The following is a 21,392-nucleotide window of genomic DNA, read 5'->3' on the forward strand; positions in this document are numbered from 1 at the left end:
GTTAGTTTGCCAATAGCTTCAAACGGTCGTGGAGCTTGCGGCCCTGCTCATCTGTAACCGCTTCAACGGCCAGCCGCCCCGCCTTGTCCAAGGCTCGCAGCTCGGCATAGAGCTCTTCAATCCGAGATGTCAGCGCACCATCGGCTACACCGCAGCGACGGAAAGCTTCTTGCGCAGAAATCCAGTCGCCCGCTTCGGCGAGCACATCAATCAGCTTGCTCACCACGGCGTCGATCTCCTTCTGTTGTTTGGTCTTGCGTACCTTGGGTAGCTTGTCGCGCTCCGCCCGCTCAGCACGAATGCGATGCAGCATCACGCTGGCGGGTTCGTCGTTCTGGTTTTGCGGCACCAATTGACCTGCGAAGGCGGCGCGCAGGATGTTTTGGCGTTGGGCGGCGCATTGTTTGAGAGCTGCAGTGATCGCCGCTTCACTCTCGCCTGCTGCTTGCAGTTGAACGGCTACAGCACTCAACAGCGCACGAATTTCGGATGGGCCTGCGAGCGGTATCGACACGGCGGCAACCTGCTGCAGATTCAAGCCAGGTTTGCCTGCGCCATAGGCCTCCTTGTTCAATTGGCCGCGTCCCCCTGCGTCTGAGATAAGGAACAGATGTAAAAGCTCTGCGAGTTCTGGTTCGACAACTCGGATCAATGCTACATGTTGGCTGACGTAGGCCTCTTTCATCTCCGTTTCCACGAGCGCTGCTTTCCCAACATTGGCGCCCGTAATTGTCAGGAGAACGTCGTCTTGCTGGACTCGGGTTCGTCCGCCTTCCGATCCTTTCGGAGGATTCACGAATGCGATATCTGACAAATCCAACCAGTCCTGGTTGATGTTTTGGGAGCGAATAAACGTTGCACCGGTTTCTGAGTAATACTCGGCCCAGCCCCGCGAACCGCTCGTGACGAACTCAGTCAGCTGATCCACGCTCGCCCACACCCACTCTTCCGGCAACTCCGGTAAACCAGAGGTATCCGCCTGCATCGGGTTGGAATATTTCTTTTGCCAGTCTTTGGGCGGGGTTTTGCCTTGATTCTTGAATTTTTCGAGCTGCTTGGCTTCCCAGCGGGTGCGACGCTCAGTGAGGATGCGCGCCAGCAACTGTGCGCCGGTCTCTCGCAGAGAGTTCTGTGCTCGCTGCTCTTCGCGCCACTCAGCGGTGAGCGTACCCTCCACGGCGGCTTTCAGCAGCGACTGGCGGTATTGCTTGAGCTTCTTCTGCGCGGCCTTGAGTTCGTCCAGACCTTCATCAAGGTCCGAAAGAAGCTCTTCGAGCTTGGCCACAATTCGGGTTTGTTCGGCGCGGGGTGGAAGATCTATCGCAAACTTTCCCAGGGCATCGTATTTCACTCGTGGTCTATCGCCTTCATATTGGCTGCAGGCGAACTCAACAAAATCGGATGTCGACATTCGACTCAATAGGAAATTAGAATCAAACACTTCCGATTCTGGAAAGACGATGAACTCAGCAGAAGCCAGTCCTGCAAACTTTGGCCTAACGACTTTATTCAGGTACGGGCGCATACGACCGTACAAAACGTCGCCAGCCTCGAAGCTCGCTGAGCTACTTGACATGGTTGATGCAGGTACTGTCCCAAGGATCGTATTTGTATGAGCTTGCACATGCTCCAACCCAATATATGGAGCATTTGGGCTATGTGCTGGCGAAACACGCTCGCTCCTCGGGCGGATAAGCTTCTCCAGAGGCTCGCGCGCCCAACCCTTCGGCAATTCACTCAAGCCACCAACTCCTCATTCATTTCGTTCATCAGTCCATCTAGTTCCTTGCCAAACAGCCCCCAGGCCTTTTGCAAACCACCCTTGTCGGCCAGTTCGGCATAGTCAAAATCGTCTCGGCTGATGCTACAGCTGCTAGCAATATGGTCTTTCATTAGGCGTAGCCATTCAGTTTGTTCAGTCGTGAAGGCATTACCGCGCTGAGCGTTGTGACGGAAGATCCATGTTTGAAAACGCTTATCCACCTCGTCAGCAAATGGCTTCAGCTCAGCGTCCAACCCGAGTGCAAAACGCACCAGTGAGACGAGATCAGTGAGCTGGCGCTTGCGGTCCGCACCTTTGACTTGGCCGGCCTGCACGCGGGCATAGGCACTCCACAAACGTTCGGTGGTGAGCATCAGCGGCGGTTTGCTCAAGCGCTCGTGCAGGTCTTCGATCATTTCGAAGGTGAGCGCGCGGCGCTGGAAGGGTTGCCGGTAGAAATAGTCCAGCGCAGCGATTTCATCTTTATGCTGCTTTATGTATCCGGCAAATGTTTGGATTACCGCCTTGGCTTGTTCTTCGGCCTTCTCGCTGAAACCGGAAAATATCACCTGATCCAGATTGATGTGGTCGATAAGCTGCTCGCGCTCGCGGCGGGCGTATTCGATCTCGTCACGTAGCGCCGGTTGATCGAACGGGGCGCATGCGGCGGCCACACGCTCAGCGCGGGCGGCTTCAATCTCTTCGGGCAGCAAGGTGTCCTCAGAGCGGGTGATGCCCTTGGCCTTAGCGGCGTCCAAAGCGGCTTGCACTATGGCGTCAGGGTCCAGCGCGGCAATTAGCCCCTTGCCCAGCTCGGCCACGGGAATGCCGCCGCTGGCTTTCTCGATCCGAGCTCGGGCCTTTTCGTCTAGTTGCTTGGCCAGCCGCACCAAGCGATTGGCGAGCGAAAGTACAGTGTCGTCGTCGCGACTACCCATCGCTACGCCTTGCAGCAGGTCCTTCAGCCCTATGCCCGGCTTTTTCTCCAGCGGGCGGCTTTCTGTTTTGAGGGACTTTTCCACGCCCACCGCGTCGATCAACACAAAGCGGGTTTTGGCACCATCGGCACTGTTGCTGACGCGTTTGAGGCTCTCGCCATCGAGGCTGCGCACACCGCGCCCCTTCATCTGCTCGTAGTAGCCTTTGCTACGCACGTCACGCATAAACAGGAGCACTTCCAGTGGCTTCACGTCGGTGCCGGTGGCGATCATGTCCACGGTGACGGCGATGCGCGGGTTGTAGTCGTTGCGAAAACTGCTGAGGATACTGTCGGCGTCTTCCTCGGCTCGGTAGGTCACCTTTTTGCAGAAAGCATTCCCCTGCCCATAGACCTCACGCAGGATATTGATTATGTCGTCGGCATGGCTATCAGTCTTGGCAAAGATCAATGTCTTGGGTGTCTCTTTGCGCGCAGGGAAAATATGCGTTTCCACCGCGATTTTCATCGCTTGGATCACCTGGCGGATCTGACTTGTGTTGACCACAGATTTATCCAGCTCTTTGGCTGAATAAGCGGTGTCTTCTTCGGTTTCGCTCCAGCGCTTCTTGCGGGTCTGGCGGTCGCGATGGTCGACCCACTCCTTGGCCTTAAGCTCGGCGCCTTTTTGAGTGATTTCGGTTTCGATTTCGTACACATCGTAGCCGACGTTGACACCGTCGGCCACAGATTGCTCGTAGGTGTATTCGGCGACGATGTTCTCGTTGAAAAAGCCGAAGGTACGCTTGTCGGGTGTAGCAGTGAGTCCGATCAGGCTGGCATCAAAGTAGTCGAGCACCTGCTTCCACAGGTTATAGATGCTGCGGTGGCACTCATCAATGATGATGAAGTCGAAGGTTTCCACCGGCACAGCCGGGTTGTAACGCACGAACTTATCCTGCTTGGCGGTTTGCTGTACTTCGTTGAGCGATAGGTCTTCGGCCGATTCATCAATCGGTTCGCCACTCAAGATAGAGTACATGCGCTGGATGGTGCTGATGCACACCTGCGAGTGAGGGTCGATGTTAGGTGAGGCTAGCCGCTGCACATTGTAGAGTTCGGTGAATTTGCGGCCGTCGTCCGGTGGCGTGTAAGCCATGAATTCCTGATGAGCCTGTTTACCGAGATTACGGGTATCGACCAAAAACAAAATGCGCTTGGCGCCACCGAACTTGAGCAGGCGATAAACCGAGGTAATGGCCGTGAACGTCTTGCCGGCTCCGGTGGCCATGTGCACCAGGGCGCGGGGTTTGTTCAGCGCAAGAGACCTCTCCAGCCCGGTTACTGCGCTGATCTGACAATCGCGCAGATCAATTTCGGGCAGGACTGTCATCTGCTCTACCAAGCGGCGGCGCAGGGTATCGGCTTGCGCAAGCCAAGCGGATAACGTTTCTGCCTTGAAGAAATGAAAGATCTCGCGCGAACGCGGTATTGGGTCGGCGCCATCGGTGAAGCGGATAATCTGGCCAGTGGCCTCGAATAAGAATCGTAGTGAAGATTTGTTAGTTTGCCATTTCAAATTGGAACTGGCATATCGCTCAGTCTGTCGTTCAGTGACGTTAAGACTCACACCCGCTGAGTCTTTTTTTGCTTCGATCACACCTACGGGTGCCCGATCGACGAAAAGCATGTAATCCACAGGCCCGGAGCTAGTAGGAAACTCTCGGATAGCCACACCACGCGCCGAGCCCAAATTGAGCTGTTTGAAGTCTTGGACGACCCAGCCAGCTTGGCCAAGCTTCAGATCAATCTGTTGACGAGCTTTAGATTCCGGCGTCATGGCGCTGATCCCTGTGAGTTTACGCTCCGTTGACCTAGAGCTATCGAATGCATGTTGTGATAAGGCATCGGAGTCTGGGCAAGAGAATCTCAATTGGCAACCCGTTGGGAACCAGGAAGGCAAAAATGGTTCGCGATGACTGCGAGCCCCTGATCTAGGCATCATTTCCCGCCCAGGTCATCGACAAGCACTTCCTAGCCGCCGGCCTGTTGGCCCACCTCATGATCGCCACGAGCTCTGACCATCTGCCGTATTACCGTCAGAAATCGATCTTCGTTCGAGCGGGCTTGGCGACTCCACGTTCAACGCTACCTCAAGGGATGGACATAACGGGCGTGCAACTACAGCCACTGGTTGATGCGCTGCGCGATGTGGTGCTTGGGCACCGGCTTAAGAAGGTGAAATACCGTCGTGCCCAACGTCGCAACCCACGTACCGGCCCTTGCAAATACACCCACCTGCGCTCTGTTCAAGCGCTCAATCGGTATTCCGAATAGCATTCCACGAAATAACGCAAAAAATCTTTTTCCTTATAATTTATGAGGATACACAATCAATTCAACTTACCCCGGCCCAAATATAGAGAAAGCCGTCCTTGGACGGCTTTTTTGTGTCTGACGTTTAGTGAATGCGCGGAGTCGGCCTGATTTTCATCACTATCTCTGACGGCATCAACGCAACCTCCTTCACCCCGCAAAATTCGCCTTCATCGCTTCCAACCCACCCGTAAAAATCCCCTCAAACAACTCCACAGCCTCTTCTTCAGAAACCCCATTCGGCGTGAAGTCAGCCGACCAGGTCACCCGAGCCGTACCCGAGCTATCCAAAGCCTCAACCCGCAAAGTCGCCCGATACCCCGTCACAGGAAACGGAGCCTGGGTAATCGAGTAGCTGTACCACCGCCCATCATTATCAAACCCTTCAAGCCGTTCAATGATGGTGTCGCCGTCCGGGGTTTGCAGGGTGCGGACGCGGCCGCCTTCGCTGAGTTCGCTTTTCGGAATGAAGGGCAGCCAGTCGGGCAGCGAGTCGAAGCCGCCGACGAGTTGCCAGACGGTATTGGCCGAAGCCGGGATGTCGAGGGTTGCAGATGCGTGTGCCATGGTGTTTCTCCAGAATTTGGGGTTTGACCGGCGACGGCGTTGTGGGAGCCGTCGCGGGTTTTCGTTCAAGAGCGTGTGGGTCGTTATGCCGGAACAGGGGCGTCGGCTGCGATCAGTCGGGCGTCGCGCAGGTCTTTCCAGAAGGCTGCGGGGATGACGGCGTTGAGCGCTGCGATGTCTTCTACGATCCGTTCAGGGCGGCTGGCTCCAGGTATTACTGCTGCGACGGCCGGGTTGGCAAGCGAGAATTGCAGCGCGGCGGCTTTGATGTCGACGTTGTGGGCCTGGGCGATGCGTTTGATGTACTCGACCTTGGCGATGATTTGCGGGCTGGCCTTCTGGTATTCGAAGTGGGTGCCGCCCGCGAGGATGCCTGAGCTGTAGGGGCCGCCGACGACGATGTCGGTGTTTTGCGCGCGTGCCTCGCCCATCAGGCGTTGCAGGGCACGTTCGTGATCCAGCAGCGTGTAGCGTCCGGCGAGCAGGAAGCCGTCGGGTTTGGCTTCGTCGAGGCCGAGAGTCAGTTCGATGGGTTCGACACGGTTCACGCCCAGGCCCCAGGCCTTGATCACGCCTTCTTCGCGCAGGCGGGTCAGCACTTTGAAAGCGCCGGTGCGGGCCTGTTCGAAGTAGCGCAGCCACTCGTCGCCGTAGAAATCCTGGGCGATGTCGTGAATCCAGACGATGTCGAGGCGGTCGGTTTTCAGGCGTTTGAGGCTGTCTTCAATGGAGCGCAGCGTGGCATCGGCGCTGTAGTCGTTGACGATCTTGTTGCGCAGGCCGTGTTCGAACACGCCGCTTTTTTCGCCCAGGTCGCGGGCGCTGTTGTCGAGCTCGTCGAGGATGACGCGGCCGACCTTGGTGCTGAGCACGTAGTCATCGCGGCTGTATTTTTTCAGCGCATCGCCAAGGCGGATTTCCGACAGGCCCGCGCCGTAGAACGGGGCGGTGTCGAAGTAGCGGACGCCAGCAGCCCAGGCGGCATCGACGGTCGCCGCCGCTTCCGCTTCAGGGATGTTGCGGAACATGTTGCCCAGTGGAGCGGTGCCAAAACCGATGACGCCAGGGAGTTTGTCTTTCAAGCTCATGGTGGTTCTCCGGATCAATTGTGGGCCGCTGTTGCGACCGTTGAGCAGATCCTAGATTGCCAAGGCGAGACCGTCCAAGACACAATAAGCAACACTTGAGACCTGTAGAGCATCATCATGTTGGATTTGCGCCAGCTTCGTTATTTCGTCGTCGTTGCCGAGGAGGAACACGTCGGTCGCGCTGCTGAGCGTTTGCACATCTCGCAATCGCCATTGAGCCGTCAGATTGCGCAACTGGAAGAGCGCTTAGGTCTCATCCTCTTCGAGCGCACTCAGCAGCGGATTCGTCTGACAGTGGATGGCCGCACTTTCCTTACCGAAGCTCGGGCATTGCTGACACACGCCAATCGGCTGGAGTCGCTGGGCAAGCGCCTGGGACGCGGTGAAGAAGGTGGTCTGTGCATCGGCTACATCGAGAACGCCATGCACGCCAACGTGCTGCCAAAAGCGCTGAGCGAAGTGCGCGCCATCCGACCAGGGGTCCACGTTGCGCTGTACAACCTGAGTTCGGCGGATCAACTGGAGGGCCTGCGCCAGCGCAGCCTGGACGTGGCGCTGGTCAGCGAGCCTCCTGTCGATGACGACCCTGACCTGACCTGCCGCCAATTGCTGGAAGATCCGATGCTGCTTGCCCTGCCCGTCCATCACCCGCTGGCCAGTGTCGAGCGGCTGACCCCGGGCGATCTGGAAAACCTCGACTGGATCGGCGTGAAGTCGAGCCAGAGCCAGAATCCTCATGATGACTTTGTCGCCGCGTGCATCCGCGCCGGTTTCACGCCGGAGATTCGTCTGGAGGCCGCCGAGCCTTATACGGCGTTAGGTTTGGTGGCGGCAGGATTGGGCATTGCGATGACTCAAAAAAGCCTCAACCAGTCGGCGCATCCGGGGGTCGTGTTTCGGGAACTGCCATGGCTGACCTTCACCATGCCACTGTGGGCGGCGTGGCATCGGGTGACGCTGAGACCTCTAGTGGGCACTTTTCGGGAAATCTTGACCGGGCCGGAGCCTGAACAGGCTATGTCGCGAAAAGCCGCCAATGAGGCGTGACGAGGTGCCGCGATGAGCCACTTTGACGCACCGGACACACATTGTGACAACGTTAACAAGGGCGTAGACTTCGTCTCATCTGGTCGTACCTCCCCATACCCATAATAGTTTGCTGACTGCCTACACCGCCTCGGTTTTCCACCCTGTGCGGCGTTTCTGTTTGTCGGCGTTTTGCGTGTGAGGTTGGTGACTTTGTTGTCGGATTTTTCCCTTGAGGCTGATGCGTCCTTTCATGAACACGACCGATGCTCAAACGGGTAGCTGGCTCAGCGTCATTGCGCTGGCCCTCGCGGCCTTCATTTTCAACACCACGGAATTCGTGCCGGTCGGGTTGTTGAGCGCCATCGGCCACAGCTTCGACATGACCACTGCGCAGGTCGGTTTGATGCTGACGGTGTACGCGTGGATCGTGTCGTTGACGTCGCTGCCGCTGATGCTGATGACGCGCAACATCGAGCGGCGCAAGTTGCTGATGTTCGTGTTCATCCTGTTCATCGCCAGCCATGTGATGTCGAGTGTGGCGTCGAGCTTCGGGATGTTGTTGGTCAGTCGCGTGGGGATTGCGTTGGCCCATGCGGTGTTCTGGTCGATCACGGCGTCGCTTGCCGTGCGCGTGGCCCCTGCGGGCAAACAGGTGCAGGCGTTGGGCCTGCTCGCGACCGGCACGTCGCTGGCGATGGTGCTGGGCATTCCGCTGGGCCGCGTGCTGGGCGAGGCGCTGGGCTGGCGGGCAACATTCCTGGCCATTGGCGGTGCGGCGACCCTGACCGTGCTGGTGTTGATGAAGTCGCTGCCGTTGTTGCCGAGCCAGAACTCGGGCTCGCTGCGCAGCCTGCCCATCCTCTTCAAACGCCCGGCGCTGGTGTCGCTGTACGTGCTGACGGCGCTGGTGATCACCGCGCAGTTCACGGCCTACAGCTACATCGAACCTTTCGCACAGATCGTCGGGAAGATGAGCGGAGACATGATCACCATCGTCCTCTTGCTGTTCGGCGGTGCAGGCGTTTTGGGCTCGATCGTGTTCAGTCGCTACAACAACCGCTATCCACGCGGGCTGCTGATTGCGGCCATCGGCGCACTGGCGCTGTGTCTGATTTTGCTATTGCCGATGTCAGGCAAGGCCTCGTGGGTTGCGGCGCTGAGCGTGGTCTGGGGCATGGCGATCATGTGTTTCGGTCTGGTCATGCAGGCCAAGGTGCTGGCCATGGCGCCGGACGCCACAGACGTTGCGATGTCGCTGCACTCGGGCATCTACAACATTGGTATCGGTGGCGGCGCGTTGCTGGGCAGCATGGTGATCAGCCAGTTGGGCGTCGCCAATATCGGACTGGTCGGTGGGCTGGTCGCGCTCAGCGGCCTGGCACTGGCTTGCGTGGCGACCTATCGCTATAGCGAGACGATCCGAGCCTGATTGCCCGTCAAGCGCCGGGTATCCGCAGATAAGTGAACGCGGTGCGTCAGACATGACGCATCGCGGCCGTCGTAACCTCCGACTGCTCCCACAGGGTCTGCCTCAGGCCAAGTTCCTTCGCCAACCATCATTCCCATCGATAACCAACATTCCCGCGATTGCCTTCCGCCCAAAACTGAGGGGCGTAACATCGCCCTCACACCCAAACACGACCGAGGGCAGGAAAAATGGTTATTCATCTTCTGACTTGCTTGACGCTGACAGCTTTCACCAGCTACGTCGTCGCCCTCAAACTTTTCGCGCTGGAACCCGTGCAAGCCACGGCGGACGAAAAGATCAATCGTGTTATGGCACCGGCCAACTAAGGCCAAGTAGCTGACACTTATCAGCAGCTTTTACCTTTGTTTTTTCAGCTTGATGCGGAGTTATCGACATGACCCGAGACGTCACCTTGCACGTTAGTTTTCCCAAGTTCGGCAAGAACTACTACTCACAACATGTCATCACCCGCAAAGACCGCCACGGGCTTGTCGAAGACAATCGTTTCGATGCCTTTATGATGCCCGCAGCGGAAAACCACTTCAGTAACGAAGTGGTGGGGTTCAACGATCAGTTCCGGTTTTTGACGAACGTGTTGAACACCCACTTGCTGGAAATCGAAGCCGCGCGCCCGGCCCAACGAACCCGTCAACAGGCTCAGTCGCGCAGTCTGTAACCACAGGCCATTGATGCAGGCAGGTACGAGTTCAAACCTCGATCCCCGCCAGGTCAATGGCCTGTTGCTTTATCCCCCACACCTCCCCTCGTTACTCTGACATTTCTCATTGCACCTATCGCTTCAGCTCAACTTCTTTGAGCCGTGGTCGTCTCCGCGTGTGAAAATCGCCAATAATTCAAAATTGCTGAAGTGAAGCTGCATTATTTCGAATTTGTCTAAGTGCGGTTTTCTGACCACAATCGACCCCGCTTCAAGGCGACCGGGTCATTGCCGCAACAATGACCCACTGTCTGCCGCCCTTTGAAAAATCAATCGCACTTGCCCCTTTCGTGCAGGAGTTCAGCCGCGACCGGCGAACTCCTTTTTCACCCCGGAATCGCTCGTTTTGAAAACGCTTCTGCGCAGCTTCATCCCTCACTCTCTCAACACCCACCCTGCGGAATGGTCCCGTGCAGCGTTGGGTGCGGGTCTTGGCATCCTCGTCACCGTGTTGCTCAGCCGCCAACTGTTCGGCATCGAGGCAACGCTGCATCTGCTGGGGCCACTCGGCGCTTCTGCGGTGTTGCTCTTTGCCGTGTCCACCGGTGCATTGGCGCAGCCTTGGGCGATCATGGGCAGCTACTTGATATCGGCGTTGGTCGGGCTGCTGTGTTTTCACCTGTTTGGCGGCAGCATCACCGCTATCGGCGCGGGGATCTTTCTGGCGATCCTGAGCATGTGCGTCTGCCGCTGCCTGCATCCACCGGCGGCAGGCGTTGCGTTCAGCGTCATCACATCGAGCCAGGCGCTTACCGGTCCGGACTGGCATGTGCTGTTGCCGGTCATGTTCAATGCTGTGTGCCTGTTGGGCACGGCATTGATCTACAACAACCTGACGCGGATGCGTTACCCCCGGGCGCAAGCCAATACAACGCCGCCGCTCTCCAGCGAGTCGCAGGCCAGCCACTTCAACAGTGCGGATCTGGACAAGGCGCTGGATGACGTCGGCACCTTCGTCGACGTGTCGCGGGAGGACCTTGAGGCGATTCTGCACAAGACCGAGGCTCACGCGCAGCACCGCAACCGGACCGACATCGATACGGCGCAGATCATCGAGCGCAGCACGCAAGGCGTGTCGCTTGAGCATTCGGTGGCCGACGTGATGAAGATGCTGGGCGGACAAGGCCGCATGTACCTGCCGGTCCTCGACGCGGATCGCAAAGTGATCGGCATCATCAGCCTGATCGACTGACCCACGGCCTCAAATCAACGGGTCCCAGCGCTGGGACCAATCACCCTTCTCGCGCGCAATCTCTCGCAGCAATTCGACCGCTTTTTGCAGCGTCGATGAAGGGTTTTCCCGCGAATAGACCAGATAGGTCGGATAGCTGAACTCCGGGGCCAATGGCACGCGTTCCATGATTCCGCGATCAATGTAGGACTGCACCACCCGTGTCCGAAAGTAACCGGCGCCGCCATTGTCCAGAATGTACTGCAACGCGAATGGCCCCAGGTTGAAGGCGACAGCGGCTCGGGAATATTCCGGCATCGCGGCATCGTGTTGCTGACGAAACGCCGGGCCCCAGTCGATGTACACGTAGGGCTCGGATTTGCCTACGACGCGCACCAGAATCAGCTTCTCTTCGAGCAATTCTTCGACCTGCAACCCCGGCCAATACGCGGGCTGGTAGACCAGCGCCGCATCGAGTACCCCGCGCTCGACGTCTTTCATCAGCGCATCTCCGTCCTTCACTTCGGAATGCAGCGCGTACTCGGGGATCGAGCTCCTGATCTCGCGCACCCAACTGAGCATCAACGGGTTGCACAGGCTCATTTCGGCGCCCACCCGCAGCACGTGACGGTAGCCATCCGGCAAGGGCAACTCGCGCCGCGCAGCGTCCCAGGTCTGAACCAACTGATTGGCGAACACCACGAACGCTTCGCCGTCGGAGGTCAGTTTGGCGCCGGTACGATTGCGGATGAACAGCGTGCAATTCAGGTGGCTTTCCAGCTTCTGCACCCGCGCCGTGATCGCTGTCTGGGTGACATGCAGCGTTTCCGCGGCGGCCATCAGGCTGCCGTGGCGGACGATTTCGAGGAAGGTACGGGCGAGGTCAATGTCCATCGGAGTGGCTCGGCGGCTGGCTTCGGGGCGTCACGCATTCGGACGCCGCGACATGGTAGCGCAGAGGCATGCCGTCCAGCGGGAAGTCTTGAGGGTTTTGCAGTTAAAGCGATTCGCCATCTGGCAGAAATCCGAAATCCGCTGTCTCATGCAGCAGGTTCGTACAGATCACGAGCCCCTTACCTACCTTTCTGCGGAAAACAACATGAAACACGCCCTGCTCACCGGTCTGCTCCTGACTGCATTCGCCCTGCCCTTCGCGGCGACTGCCAACGATGACAACAGCCAGTGCCAGATGAATCTGAGCAAAGTTCGAGATGCCAAAGTCGCCAAGCCCAACCTCAGCGATGCCGTGAGAAGCGACGTCGACACCACCGTCCACCGCGCCGAATCGGCACTGGCGCGGCACAACGATGATGGGGCCCGGGAGTGTGTTTCATTGACCCAGCAGGCGTTGCAGAAGATTCAAAGCAATTGAGGTAGTCACAGCGCAACAAATCAACTGTGGGAGCGAATTCATTCGCGATGACGATCATTCAGGCGACGGAAATGTGTCGCTCGCACCGCCCCATCGCGAATGAATTCGCTCCCACAGATTCAAGCCTCTATTTCAACACCAACAACCGATAAACCCCCGCCTCGCTCTCGATCCCATGGGTGTCATGGGTGAACCCCGGAAACGACTTGTCGAAACTCTCCAGCGCCCGGAGATACGCCAGCACCGCTCCGTCCGTGGCCCCTACGTGTTCGCCCGGCATCAGCAGCGGAATGCCGGGCGGATAAGGCACGATGCCGGTCGCGGCGATGCGGCCGGCGGCCTCTTCCAGCGTCACTTGCTCGACTTCGTTTCTGACCAGCTTTTCGTACGCCTCCACCGGGCTGAATTCCGCCTTGGGCAACGTGCCGAACGCCTGGGCCATGGTTGCCGTGGTTTTGTTCTTCTTCATGGCCGCGAAGATTTCTTCCGACAAGTCCTTCAAGCCCATCCCGGTGTAGCGTTGCTGATTGGCGGTCAGCAAATCGGGCAAGCACAGCTCCAGTTCAAGGTTGGTGTCGTAGTCGCGTTTGAAGTCCAACAGCGCGTTCACCAGCGTGCCCCACTTGCCTTTGGTGATGCCGATGGAGAACAAAAACAGAATCGTGAAATCAGTGGTTTTTTCGACGACGATCCCCTGCCGCCCGAGGTACGCGCTGAGCACGCACGCCGGGATTCCGAAATCGAGCAGGTTGCCGTCGTCGCCCATGCCGGGGCTGAGAATCGACACTTTGATCGGGTCGAGCATGCAATAGCCGTCTTCGATGTTGCCGAAGCCGTGCCACACCTCGTTCGGGTGCAGCACCCAGCAATTGGGGTCAGTCTTGAGCTTGAGCGGATCGACTTCGTGAAACGGAATCGAGGTCGCGCCGACCGGCACGGACGGCGGCTGCCAGCACGAGAAAAACCAGTCATCGTTGCTGAGCATGTCGCTCTGCATCCGCGAGATCACCTGGCGGAACGCGATGGCTTCTTCGATGGATTCGTTGGTCAGAATCTGCCCGCTGGGCGCTTCCATCATCGCCGAGCTGACGTCGCACGAGGCCATGATCGCGTAATTGGGCGAGGTCGAGGCGTGCATCATGTAGGACTCATTGAAGCGCCCGTGAGGAATCGGATTGCGCCCGTTGCGCACGTGAATCATCGACGCCTGAGACAGCGCCGCCAGCAGTTTGTGGGTTGATTGCGTGGCGAACACAGTGGGCTTGGACGGGTCGTGATCGTCCGGATTGCCGTGCATCGCGAAGCGGTCCTTGTACAGCGGGTTGAACCGCGCATAGCCGTACCACGCTTCGTCAAAATGCAGCCGATCAACGCTCTGCCCCAACAGCTCCTCGACGCGGGTGACGTTGTAGGTCAGGCCGTCGTAGGTGGAGTTGGTGACGATGGCGTGCACCGGCGTTGGGTCGATGTGGCTTTTGACCAGCGGGTTGTTGGCGATGGCGGCCTTCACGCCCTCTGCGCTCAACGTCTGCGGCAGGATCGGGCCGATGATGCCGAAACGGTTGCGGGTCGGCACCAGATAGGTCGGGATCGCGCCCGACAGGGTCATCGCGTGCTCAGCGGACTTGTGGCAATTGCGATCACACAGAGCGATCTGATCACGCGTGACGCTCGCCATGAGGATGACGCGATTGGACATCGACGACCCGTTGGTCACGTAATACGTGCGATGGGCGCCGAAGACCTTGGCCGCGTAGCGTTCGCCTTGGCCGATGGGGCCGCTGTGATCAAGCAACGAACCCAGTTCGCCGACTGAGATCGACAGGTCAGAGCGCAGCAGGTTTTCCCCGAAAAATTCGTAAAACGCGCGGCCTGCGGTGCTTTTCAGAAACGCCGTGCCGCCCGCATGCCCCGGTGTGTGCCAGGAATATTCATAGCTGCGAGCAAATTTGAGCAACGCGCCGAACATCGGTGGCAACACCGCCTGACGATAGCGTTCGATGGCGGCCATGATGCGCCCGCTGAGGAAGCGGCTGGTGTCTTCCGGCAGCCAGATGAAGTCGTCGGCGTGCTGCATGACAATCAACGGCACGCTGGACGCGGTGCTGCGGTCACTGATCAGAAACACCGGCACCCGGGTGTTGCGCTCGCGCAGGGTGGTGAGCAGGTCGATGCATTCCTGATGGTCCGGGCTGTCGTCCATCTCCCAACTGAGCAGAACGCACTGGATCGCCGGGTCGGTGCTGAGAATCGACTTGGCGTCGCTCAGGCTTTCCGAGGTGAGCACGCTGATGGAGCGTTCTTCGACATCGCTGATCAGCTGGATCAAGGCCCGGCCGAACACGCTGCGTTTGTCGGGCTGCTTGGTGACCAGGAGCGCCAGCATGCCGAGCAGGTGTCTGTATTCCGTCATGGTTGAGTCTCCAATGTGGCCTGATTCAGGGCGTTAAGCGGCAAGCTGTTCACGGGAACCGGCTCGCCAACGATGTGCTGCGCCGACACGGTCTGGGTCGGAACGCTGTTGTTGAGGGCCTCCAGTTTGATCAGCCGCGTGTTGACGAAACCGAACAGCGTGTAGCCGACGATAGTCGCCACGCCGCCGAGCATCAGCGCCTGCTCGCCGGAACTGTAGAGCGCGAGGTAACTGTAGGCCGCAGCGATGTAGGCAACGATGTTGGTGATAAGTGCCTTGTTGGCGGGCACGTTCGAGACCTTTTGCAGGGTCATCAGCGTCGCCATGGACAGGATGTACGGCACCAGATTGGTGACCACCGCGAGGTTCACCAGCGTGTCGAATTGTTTGGCGAGGTCGGGGCTGATGGTCAGCAGGGCCATGGCCGTCTGCATCGCCAGCAAGATCAACATGCTGATGATCGGCACCCCGTGTTTGTTCGCCTTGGCGAAGATCGGCAAGAAATAACCGGTGTCCGCCGAGCTCTTGAACACCTGCGCGACGGTGAACTGCCAGCCCAGCAGCGAACCGATGCAGGCCAGGACCATCAACCCCATCACCACGTTGCCGATCAGGGGGTTGAACATCTTGGCGAACACCAGGCCGAAAGGCGCGGTGGAGGACACCAGCTCGGCGTTTTCGACGATGCCTGCAATGACGTTGGTGGACACGATGTAGATCACCGCGGCGCCCAGTGTTCCGCCCAGCACGGCAATGGGTACGTTCTTCTCGGGGTTTTCCACCGCGTCACCGTTGGCGCACGCCGACTCCAGCCCGAGGAACGCCCACAGTGTGATTGCCACCGATGCGCCCGCGGCCTCGTACCAGGTTTTGTCGTGAGGGTTCCAACCCGCCGCGTAGATGCTGCTGTCGAACCAGAACCAGCCGATGGTCGAGACCAGCACCACCGGCGCGATGACGCCCCACACTGTCACAGCGCCAATCTTCCCGGTAATGCTCGCGCCGCCGAAGTTGGCAAAGGTGGTAATCCACAACAACGCAATCGTCGCGAGGCCGACTTGCACAGAGCCCAGCTTTATATCGAACAGCGTCTGGATATACCCCACCGCCGTAATACTGATGGCCACATTGGCAATCAGTAATGAGAGGCCGTAAGTGTAGTTTGTGATGTAGTTCCCGGATTTACCAAACGTGTACTCGGCATACCCGCCCATGCCCCCCGTCTTGCGACTGAGCATGCCGCAACGCGCGAACGCATAGGCCAGCGCCAATGAGCCGGTGGCCGTGATCAGCCAGGAGAGAATTGAAATACCGCCGACTTCGGCGAGTTTGGTGGGCAATAACACAATGCCGGAACCCAACATGTTGACGGCCGTCAACATGGTCAGTTGTCCCACGCTCATTTTCTTTGCGACTGACATTCCGTTGCCTCATTAAGATGAACTGAGAGGCTTTAGCTATAGCAAAGGTTTGTTACTAAGCAAGAAAGTCAGACGTTATCAGCAAGTAGCGAAGAGCCATCTATTACATAACTTCGCAATAAGTAGCGACGTAAATGGCCGTGTTTGAATAGGACAGAAACCGCTCGAATGGATCGATTATCCAGGCGGAGTGAGCGGGCTGTCTGGGTCCGGCTTGCCGACGGCAGCGATTTCAAGATCGCTGCCGCCAGCAAACTGCGCACTATTGAGGAAGGCTGTTTTTCAAGCGTTCCATTACATCGTGATCGGTGCGCTCGAAACGCAACGGCGTGGCGGAGATCCCGCCATGGGTCACGACGAAGGTTTCGCTGTCGTCGAAATCGGGCCGCTCGTGACGGTCGATGTTGAGCCAGTAGTAACCCTGCTCGCGCATGTCGGTGCGCTGGGTGATGTTCAGGCCGTCCATGCGTCCGATGCCTTGGCGGGTGATCTGCAACGGCCCGGCCTCTTGCGGCTCGACGTCCGGGAAATTGACATTGATACAAACGTCGGCGGCCCACTCCATGCTGATCAATCGGCGGATCACGTCAGGCGCCAACGCGCGGGCAGTGCCCCACTTCACCGCATCGCGACGGGTAAAAAACTGGCTCAGGGCAATCGACGGCACGCCCATCAGCAGGCCGGCCATCGCGGCGCCAACGGTGCCGGAGAACATGGTTTCGACGCCGAGGTTCGCGCCTTTGTTGATGCCCGAGAGTAGCAGCTGCGGTGGTTTTTCCATCAACTGACGGATACCAATGGCCACGCAATCCGCCGGTGTGCCCGACACCGAAAAACGTCGCTCGCCACGGGCTTTCACTCGCAAGGGATGATGAAGGCTGAGGGCATGGGAGATCCCGCTCTGATCCTGCTCCGGTGCGACGACCCAGACTTCATCGGCCAACTCCCGCGCCACCGCTTCCAGGACTTCAAGCCCCGGTGCGTCAATGCCGTCGTCGTTGGTGATCAGGATGCTTGCGATACGCGGATGGGACATGCGGGTCTCCTTAGATTGGTCGTATTGCCACACTTAACAGGTCGGTACGGATCTTGGTGGGAGCCAATCTCGAGCGAGACACACAACCCAGACTGCACGCGCACTGACAAGCACTGCCCGCCAAAGCACCTTCCCACAAACGGTTTTCGGTCCTCCACCCAACTCAAACAAACAACGTAAACAACGCAAATCCGGCATACCAGACGATGGCCGCTCGGATGAGCAATTCCCAGAGCACGTCCAGGCTGTTTACTCCCTCTACGCCCACCACCGGCGCGGGCACTTCGCCCGCCACGCAACCGACTTTGGTGATCAAGGCGGATGCGCTGATGTTCCAGTTCAGCAACTCACTAAGCATCACGCGGCTGACCGCGACGAAATTCCCCACCAGCGCAAAGCTCGCGGCCAGTAAACGCACTGGCACCCAATCGAAGGCGTGGCGCAACTGCGTGGCCGTTTCAATCAGCGCAGGCGTCTTGCCGCGCTCGGACGCCAGTGCCAGCAGCCGATACGCCAGCGCGGCCACAGGCCCCAGCACGAAATACCAGAAAATAACGGCGAAAAAGCCCTGATAGACCTGCCACAGCAAATAGGTTTGCACGCCGCCGAGCAGTTCTTCCTCGTTTTCCGCCTGCACGCCCAAGTCACGATCCGCGACCAGCACCGCGGCCTCTTGATCCCCGCGCCGACAGGCATCGCGGAACGATCCGAGGTTGGCTTTGATATCGCCGCGCCCCAGGCTGTAGATCAGCACCCACAGATGAATCGGCAGTGCCAGCCAGCCGTAGGCCACCGAGCTGACAATCACCAACACCAGCGCCAACACGAGGCACGGCAGCAGCACCGTCAAGGTCAGAATCCACCAAGGACGTTTGGCCGTACGGGGATTGGATTCAAGCCGCCCCAACTGATTAAGCCACGACGCATCACGCTGAACACGCTGCCGCAGCGCAGAAAACTTCTCGATCCACACGGCCAACAGCAACACCAGAAAACTCATCACTTGCTCCTTGATTCAGTCCTGCAATGCCGAACGAAAACGCGACCAGTCAAAACAAGGGCCCGGATCGGTTTTGCGACCCGGCGCAATGTCGCTGTGCCCGGTGATCCGTTGTGTCGTGATCGCAGGCCAAACCAGCTGTAACTGCCGGGTCAACGCGCTCAGCGTTTCGTATTGCGCATCGGTGAAAGGCTGATCGTCAGTGCCTTCAAGCTCGATGCCGATGGAGAAATCGTTGCACGTCTCGCGGCCCTCGAACACGGAAACCCCAGCGTGCCAGGCACGATCAAGGCAAGAGACGAACTGGGTCAGCTCGCCATCACGCTCGATCAGAAAATGCGCAGAAACCCGCAGCTCAGCGATGCCCTCAAAGTAAGGGTGCTCTGTGACATCCAGCCGGTTTTGAAAGAATTGCTGAACCTTGCCCGTCTTGAACTGAGCAGGCGGCAGGCTGATGTTGTGGATCACCAGCAGCGAGATTTCCGCTTCGGGGCGAGCATTGAAATTGGGCGAAGGACAAAAGTGCGCGCCGTGGCACCAGCCGGTGGCGGGGTCCAATTGCATGGAGGGTCCTTAAAGCGTGAATCGACAGCGGCCAGTATGCCCGCGATGAGAGGGGATGTGGGAGTCGGGAACAGGCAACGTGCATCCGAATAAAACGCCTGCGCCCTTGTAGGAGTGAGCTTGCTCGCGAAGAGGCACTTACATCCGCAGTAGCTTTAGCGTCAGAAGATCCGTCATCGCGAGCAAGCTCACTCCTACAGGGACAAGTCCGCCTCATCAGCCTTTGAGCTTGCGCAGATTCCCCAGCACGGACTCCAGCGCCCGGTCGAACAGCAACGAGTCATCCAGCACGCGAATCGTCCCGCGACGAAACTCGACCGCCAGCCCCATGCGCGTCTTCTCCAGCACTTTCATGCCGGTCCGGTTGACGAACACGTAACGCCCACTCGGCTCCACGATAGCCGCGAGCTTGCAGCGCAGCTTGTGGTCTTCGTCTTCCTGAATCTCGACCCAACTGCCCAAACGCAGCTTGTCGACCTGCAACAAGCCCTCGTCGTTCTCCGGCAGATGCAGTGAAGGCTCGCTCAGCACTTGCTCGCCTGGCGCGACCAGCACGATTTCTTCGACCACCGCCATCATCGAAGGCCCGTCGGAGGATTCGTCATAGACCGGTTCAAGCTGCTCGGCGGCCGCGATTTCTTCCGGCGTGCGCGCAACGTGATTGAACGCCTGCACATGCAACGCTTCGAGCTGGCTGAAAAACTCACTGGTGGCGAACGGGTCGAACGCCGCGCTACTGAGGCCATCGCGCAACGACTTGAGCAGCCCCGGCACGAGCTCCAACAGCTTCTGACGAGCATCGGCTTCGTCGTGAGGCTCGACACTCCAGATCAGATCGTCCATCGCCTGCAAACCGGCCTTCCACTCGCCGGATTGCTCGCCGTGCTTGAGGCACGTCAGCAGCAGCACTTTGCTCCAGGCCTCCTGCAACAGCCGCACGACCACTTCGGGCAGGGTCTTGCCGAGCAGACGATCATTGAGCGCTTGCTGCACCCGCTGACGCGCCAACTCTGCCAGCGCCCGGCCCTCTTCGGCATCGCGGGTACGCTGTTCGAGCAATTCGCTGCGACGACGCTCGTCGCTGGTGAAGGCGAGAAAATCCACCAACAACTCGGTGAAGATCGCCGGATCGTCAACGAAGTCATGCAACAGGCGCTGCACGATCTGATCGATACGGCTGTAAAGCGAGTCCCGCTGGCTGTCATCACGCCCGCCCCAGCCCAACGCCGCCGAAGCGATTTCGTTGAGCAGACGGCGCGCCGGGTGGCTGCCACGGCTGAAAAAGCTCTTGTCGATGACGGCCACTTTGAGCATCGGAATCTGCAAGCGGCCAATCAATGCGCGCAGCGAACTCGGCAGATTGCGGTCGTCGAGGATGAATTCGAACAGCATCGACACCAGGTTGATCACGTCCTCATCGACCGTGCCCACGGTGCGGAATTTGCCACTGCGCGCACTGACGCGGCTGATCAACTGCTCCAGTTGAGCACGCAGATCAAAATCATCCGGCACCTCGGCACGTGGCACGTGCTGCTGCAAATGGGAGAGCAGACGCAGCAGGTCCGGGCTGGAGATCGGCCGACTGTCGGCAGAGGCATTGTCCGGGCGCGGGGTCAGGTTGCCACGCACATGCACCAGCAATTCTTGCAACGCCGAAAACACTTCCTGCACGCTCTTGTCGAGCTTTTCGGCAGCCTGAACCAGCGCGGCACTGTCAGCCCGTTGCGCCTCGCCCGTTGGTGCAGCGCTGGAAGAACGGTCCGTCGAGCGACGCGACGGCAGCACTTTCAAATCCGGCAACACACCGGCGGCGATCAACAATTGGTTGGCGGCTTCGTACAACTGATCGGCGTCGGCCAGCGCATACTTCTCGAACAGCTTGAGGATGATCAGCTTGACCTTGATTTCAACGCCCAGATTCCGACCCGCCTGCAAGAAGAAATCGCACAGCAGTGTAGGACCCAGCGGATTGGTTTCGTCGGTGACAGGCTGAGGAATCAGCTCGTTGAGGCGCGTGGTCAACTGACTCAGGGCCACGCCATCGCGGTTGACCACCTTGGTCACCATCGCATCGACGGCCACCGTACGCTCAAGGTCGTCGTTGTGGACCAGCGCAAGTTTGTCGAAGGAAACAGGCTCGTTGAGGATCGGCTCAGAGATTTCGTACTGGCCAAGGCGCAGAAACGATTCGAAGAATTTGTCGAGGAAATTGCGCTCGATGCTCTTTCGCTTGAGCCGCAGGTCGCGCATGGCCTCGAAGAAGATGTTCTGCTCGGCATTGTTATGCGCCCGATCAGCCATCTCGAACAGCGTGTCGTCGGCGTTATCGAACAGGGTTTGCAGGCTTTCTTTCAGCTGCTGCGCGGCCTTGTCGCGCACTTGCAGGAGGACGACAGGCAGCCGAGCGACAGGCGAAGACCCCGGCTGGTCCGGACTCGACTTGCTCAAAGGCACTACTTTACCGTCGTTCTGCATCAAGGACCCCTCGTCA

The 21,392-nt window shown here is 58.7% G+C and carries 16 protein-coding genes and 1 pseudogene; 6 read left to right on the forward strand and 11 right to left on the reverse strand.

Annotated elements, in window-relative coordinates; translation table 11 throughout:
* Position 1 precedes the first annotated feature (1 nt).
* Together AAEO81_RS26700 and AAEO81_RS26705 are read right to left on the reverse strand one after the other, a co-directional pair.
* Positions 2-1,741, reverse strand: a complete 1,740-nt coding sequence (locus tag AAEO81_RS26700; protein WP_341959993.1) for a hypothetical protein — start codon at positions 1,739-1,741, stop codon at positions 2-4.
* Complete coding sequence (locus AAEO81_RS26705; protein ID WP_341959995.1) at positions 1,738-4,518, reverse strand: type I restriction-modification enzyme R subunit C-terminal domain-containing protein; 2,781 nt, start codon at positions 4,516-4,518, stop codon at positions 1,738-1,740. The genes AAEO81_RS26700 and AAEO81_RS26705 overlap by 4 nt, the downstream gene beginning before the upstream one ends.
* Positions 4,519-4,658: 140 nt before the next feature.
* On the opposite strand from AAEO81_RS26705, the pseudogene AAEO81_RS26710 reads away from it, so the two are divergent.
* Positions 4,659-4,898, forward strand: a pseudogene (locus AAEO81_RS26710) (transposase); the annotation flags it as partial.
* Between the two features lie 306 nt (positions 4,899-5,204).
* Here the strand turns inward: AAEO81_RS26710 and AAEO81_RS26715 are convergent.
* Both AAEO81_RS26715 and AAEO81_RS26720 read right to left on the reverse strand, forming a co-directional pair.
* Positions 5,205-5,621, reverse strand: a complete 417-nt coding sequence (locus AAEO81_RS26715) for an SRPBCC family protein (protein WP_341959996.1) — start codon at positions 5,619-5,621, stop codon at positions 5,205-5,207.
* 83 nt (positions 5,622-5,704) lie between these two features.
* Complete coding sequence (locus AAEO81_RS26720; protein ID WP_341959998.1) at positions 5,705-6,709, reverse strand: aldo/keto reductase; 1,005 nt, start codon at positions 6,707-6,709, stop codon at positions 5,705-5,707.
* 117 nt (positions 6,710-6,826) lie between these two features.
* Between AAEO81_RS26720 and AAEO81_RS26725 the strand changes: the two genes are divergently transcribed.
* The 4 genes from AAEO81_RS26725 (at position 6,827) to AAEO81_RS26740 (ending at position 11,116) form a co-directional block, all read left to right on the forward strand.
* A complete protein-coding gene (locus tag AAEO81_RS26725) occupies positions 6,827-7,756 on the forward strand; it encodes a LysR substrate-binding domain-containing protein (protein WP_341959999.1) in 930 nt (309 codons plus the stop codon).
* A gap of 232 nt (positions 7,757-7,988) precedes the next feature.
* On the forward strand, positions 7,989-9,167 hold the full coding sequence (locus AAEO81_RS26730) for a sugar transporter (protein WP_341960000.1): 1,179 nt from the start codon (positions 7,989-7,991) through the stop codon (positions 9,165-9,167).
* A 433-nt stretch (positions 9,168-9,600) separates the two neighbouring features.
* Positions 9,601-9,882 carry a hypothetical protein gene (locus AAEO81_RS26735; RefSeq protein WP_341960002.1) on the forward strand — a complete coding sequence of 94 codons (282 nt, stop codon included), beginning with the start codon at positions 9,601-9,603 and terminating at the stop codon, positions 9,880-9,882.
* Positions 9,883-10,270: 388 nt separating this feature from the next.
* The gene (locus tag AAEO81_RS26740; protein ID WP_341960003.1) at positions 10,271-11,116 is read left to right on the forward strand and encodes an HPP family protein; all 846 of its coding nucleotides are present in this window, start codon (positions 10,271-10,273) and stop codon (positions 11,114-11,116) included.
* Positions 11,117-11,125: 9 nt separating this feature from the next.
* Here AAEO81_RS26740 and AAEO81_RS26745 read toward each other — a convergent pair whose 3' ends face one another.
* Entirely contained in the window at positions 11,126-11,989 is an 864-nt protein-coding gene (locus AAEO81_RS26745) for a LysR family transcriptional regulator (protein ID WP_341960005.1), read from the reverse strand.
* A gap of 205 nt (positions 11,990-12,194) precedes the next feature.
* On the opposite strand from AAEO81_RS26745, the gene AAEO81_RS26750 reads away from it, so the two are divergent.
* Positions 12,195-12,467 (forward strand): hypothetical protein, encoded by a 273-nt coding sequence (locus tag AAEO81_RS26750; protein ID WP_341960006.1) that lies wholly within the window; start codon positions 12,195-12,197, stop codon positions 12,465-12,467.
* A 127-nt stretch (positions 12,468-12,594) separates the two neighbouring features.
* On the opposite strand, the gene AAEO81_RS26755 is transcribed toward AAEO81_RS26750, so the two are convergent.
* From AAEO81_RS26755 to AAEO81_RS26780, 6 genes are all read right to left on the reverse strand, one after another.
* A complete protein-coding gene (locus tag AAEO81_RS26755) occupies positions 12,595-14,880 on the reverse strand; it encodes an Orn/Lys/Arg decarboxylase N-terminal domain-containing protein (protein WP_341960008.1) in 2,286 nt (761 codons plus the stop codon).
* A complete protein-coding gene (potE, locus tag AAEO81_RS26760; protein ID WP_341960010.1) occupies positions 14,877-16,301 on the reverse strand; it encodes a putrescine-ornithine antiporter in 1,425 nt (474 codons plus the stop codon). Before potE ends, AAEO81_RS26755 begins: the two co-directional genes overlap by 4 nt.
* Before the next feature lie 262 nt (positions 16,302-16,563).
* Complete coding sequence (gene surE / locus AAEO81_RS26765) at positions 16,564-17,337, reverse strand: 5'/3'-nucleotidase SurE (RefSeq protein ID WP_341960011.1); 774 nt, start codon at positions 17,335-17,337, stop codon at positions 16,564-16,566.
* A gap of 163 nt (positions 17,338-17,500) precedes the next feature.
* Positions 17,501-18,337, reverse strand: a complete 837-nt coding sequence (ampE, locus tag AAEO81_RS26770; RefSeq protein WP_166597097.1) for a regulatory signaling modulator protein AmpE — start codon at positions 18,335-18,337, stop codon at positions 17,501-17,503.
* A gap of 15 nt (positions 18,338-18,352) precedes the next feature.
* A complete protein-coding gene (gene ampD / locus AAEO81_RS26775; RefSeq protein WP_341960012.1) occupies positions 18,353-18,901 on the reverse strand; it encodes a 1,6-anhydro-N-acetylmuramyl-L-alanine amidase AmpD in 549 nt (182 codons plus the stop codon).
* A gap of 216 nt (positions 18,902-19,117) precedes the next feature.
* The gene (locus AAEO81_RS26780; protein ID WP_341960013.1) at positions 19,118-21,376 is read right to left on the reverse strand and encodes a DUF1631 domain-containing protein; all 2,259 of its coding nucleotides are present in this window, start codon (positions 21,374-21,376) and stop codon (positions 19,118-19,120) included.
* Positions 21,377-21,392 lie beyond the last annotated feature (16 nt).

Source organism: Pseudomonas sp. RC10, assembly GCF_038397775.1.
GTDB lineage: Bacteria > Pseudomonadota > Gammaproteobacteria > Pseudomonadales > Pseudomonadaceae > Aquipseudomonas > Aquipseudomonas bambusae.

Excerpts from the sequence above, each read along its gene's own strand:
- AAEO81_RS26780 (WP_341960013.1), bottom strand. The coding sequence starts at position 21,376 with ATGCAGAACGACGGTAAAGTAGTGCCTTTGAGCAAGTCGAGTCCGGAC.
- ampE (WP_166597097.1), bottom strand. The coding sequence starts at position 18,337 with ATGAGTTTTCTGGTGTTGCTGTTGGCCGTGTGGATCGAGAAGTTTTCT.
- AAEO81_RS26745 (WP_341960005.1), bottom strand. The coding sequence starts at position 11,989 with ATGGACATTGACCTCGCCCGTACCTTCCTCGAAATCGTCCGCCACGGC.
- potE (WP_341960010.1), bottom strand. The coding sequence starts at position 16,301 with ATGTCAGTCGCAAAGAAAATGAGCGTGGGACAACTGACCATGTTGACG.
- AAEO81_RS26750 (WP_341960006.1), top strand. The coding sequence starts at position 12,195 with ATGAAACACGCCCTGCTCACCGGTCTGCTCCTGACTGCATTCGCCCTG.
- AAEO81_RS26720 (WP_341959998.1), bottom strand. The coding sequence starts at position 6,709 with ATGAGCTTGAAAGACAAACTCCCTGGCGTCATCGGTTTTGGCACCGCT.
- ampD (WP_341960012.1), bottom strand. The coding sequence starts at position 18,901 with ATGCAATTGGACCCCGCCACCGGCTGGTGCCACGGCGCGCACTTTTGT.
- AAEO81_RS26730 (WP_341960000.1), top strand. The coding sequence starts at position 7,989 with ATGAACACGACCGATGCTCAAACGGGTAGCTGGCTCAGCGTCATTGCG.
- AAEO81_RS26715 (WP_341959996.1), bottom strand. The coding sequence starts at position 5,621 with ATGGCACACGCATCTGCAACCCTCGACATCCCGGCTTCGGCCAATACC.
- surE (WP_341960011.1), bottom strand. The coding sequence starts at position 17,337 with ATGTCCCATCCGCGTATCGCAAGCATCCTGATCACCAACGACGACGGC.
- AAEO81_RS26725 (WP_341959999.1), top strand. The coding sequence starts at position 6,827 with ATGTTGGATTTGCGCCAGCTTCGTTATTTCGTCGTCGTTGCCGAGGAG.
- AAEO81_RS26755 (WP_341960008.1), bottom strand. The coding sequence starts at position 14,880 with ATGACGGAATACAGACACCTGCTCGGCATGCTGGCGCTCCTGGTCACC.
- AAEO81_RS26705 (WP_341959995.1), bottom strand. The coding sequence starts at position 4,518 with ATGACGCCGGAATCTAAAGCTCGTCAACAGATTGATCTGAAGCTTGGC.
- AAEO81_RS26735 (WP_341960002.1), top strand. The coding sequence starts at position 9,601 with ATGACCCGAGACGTCACCTTGCACGTTAGTTTTCCCAAGTTCGGCAAG.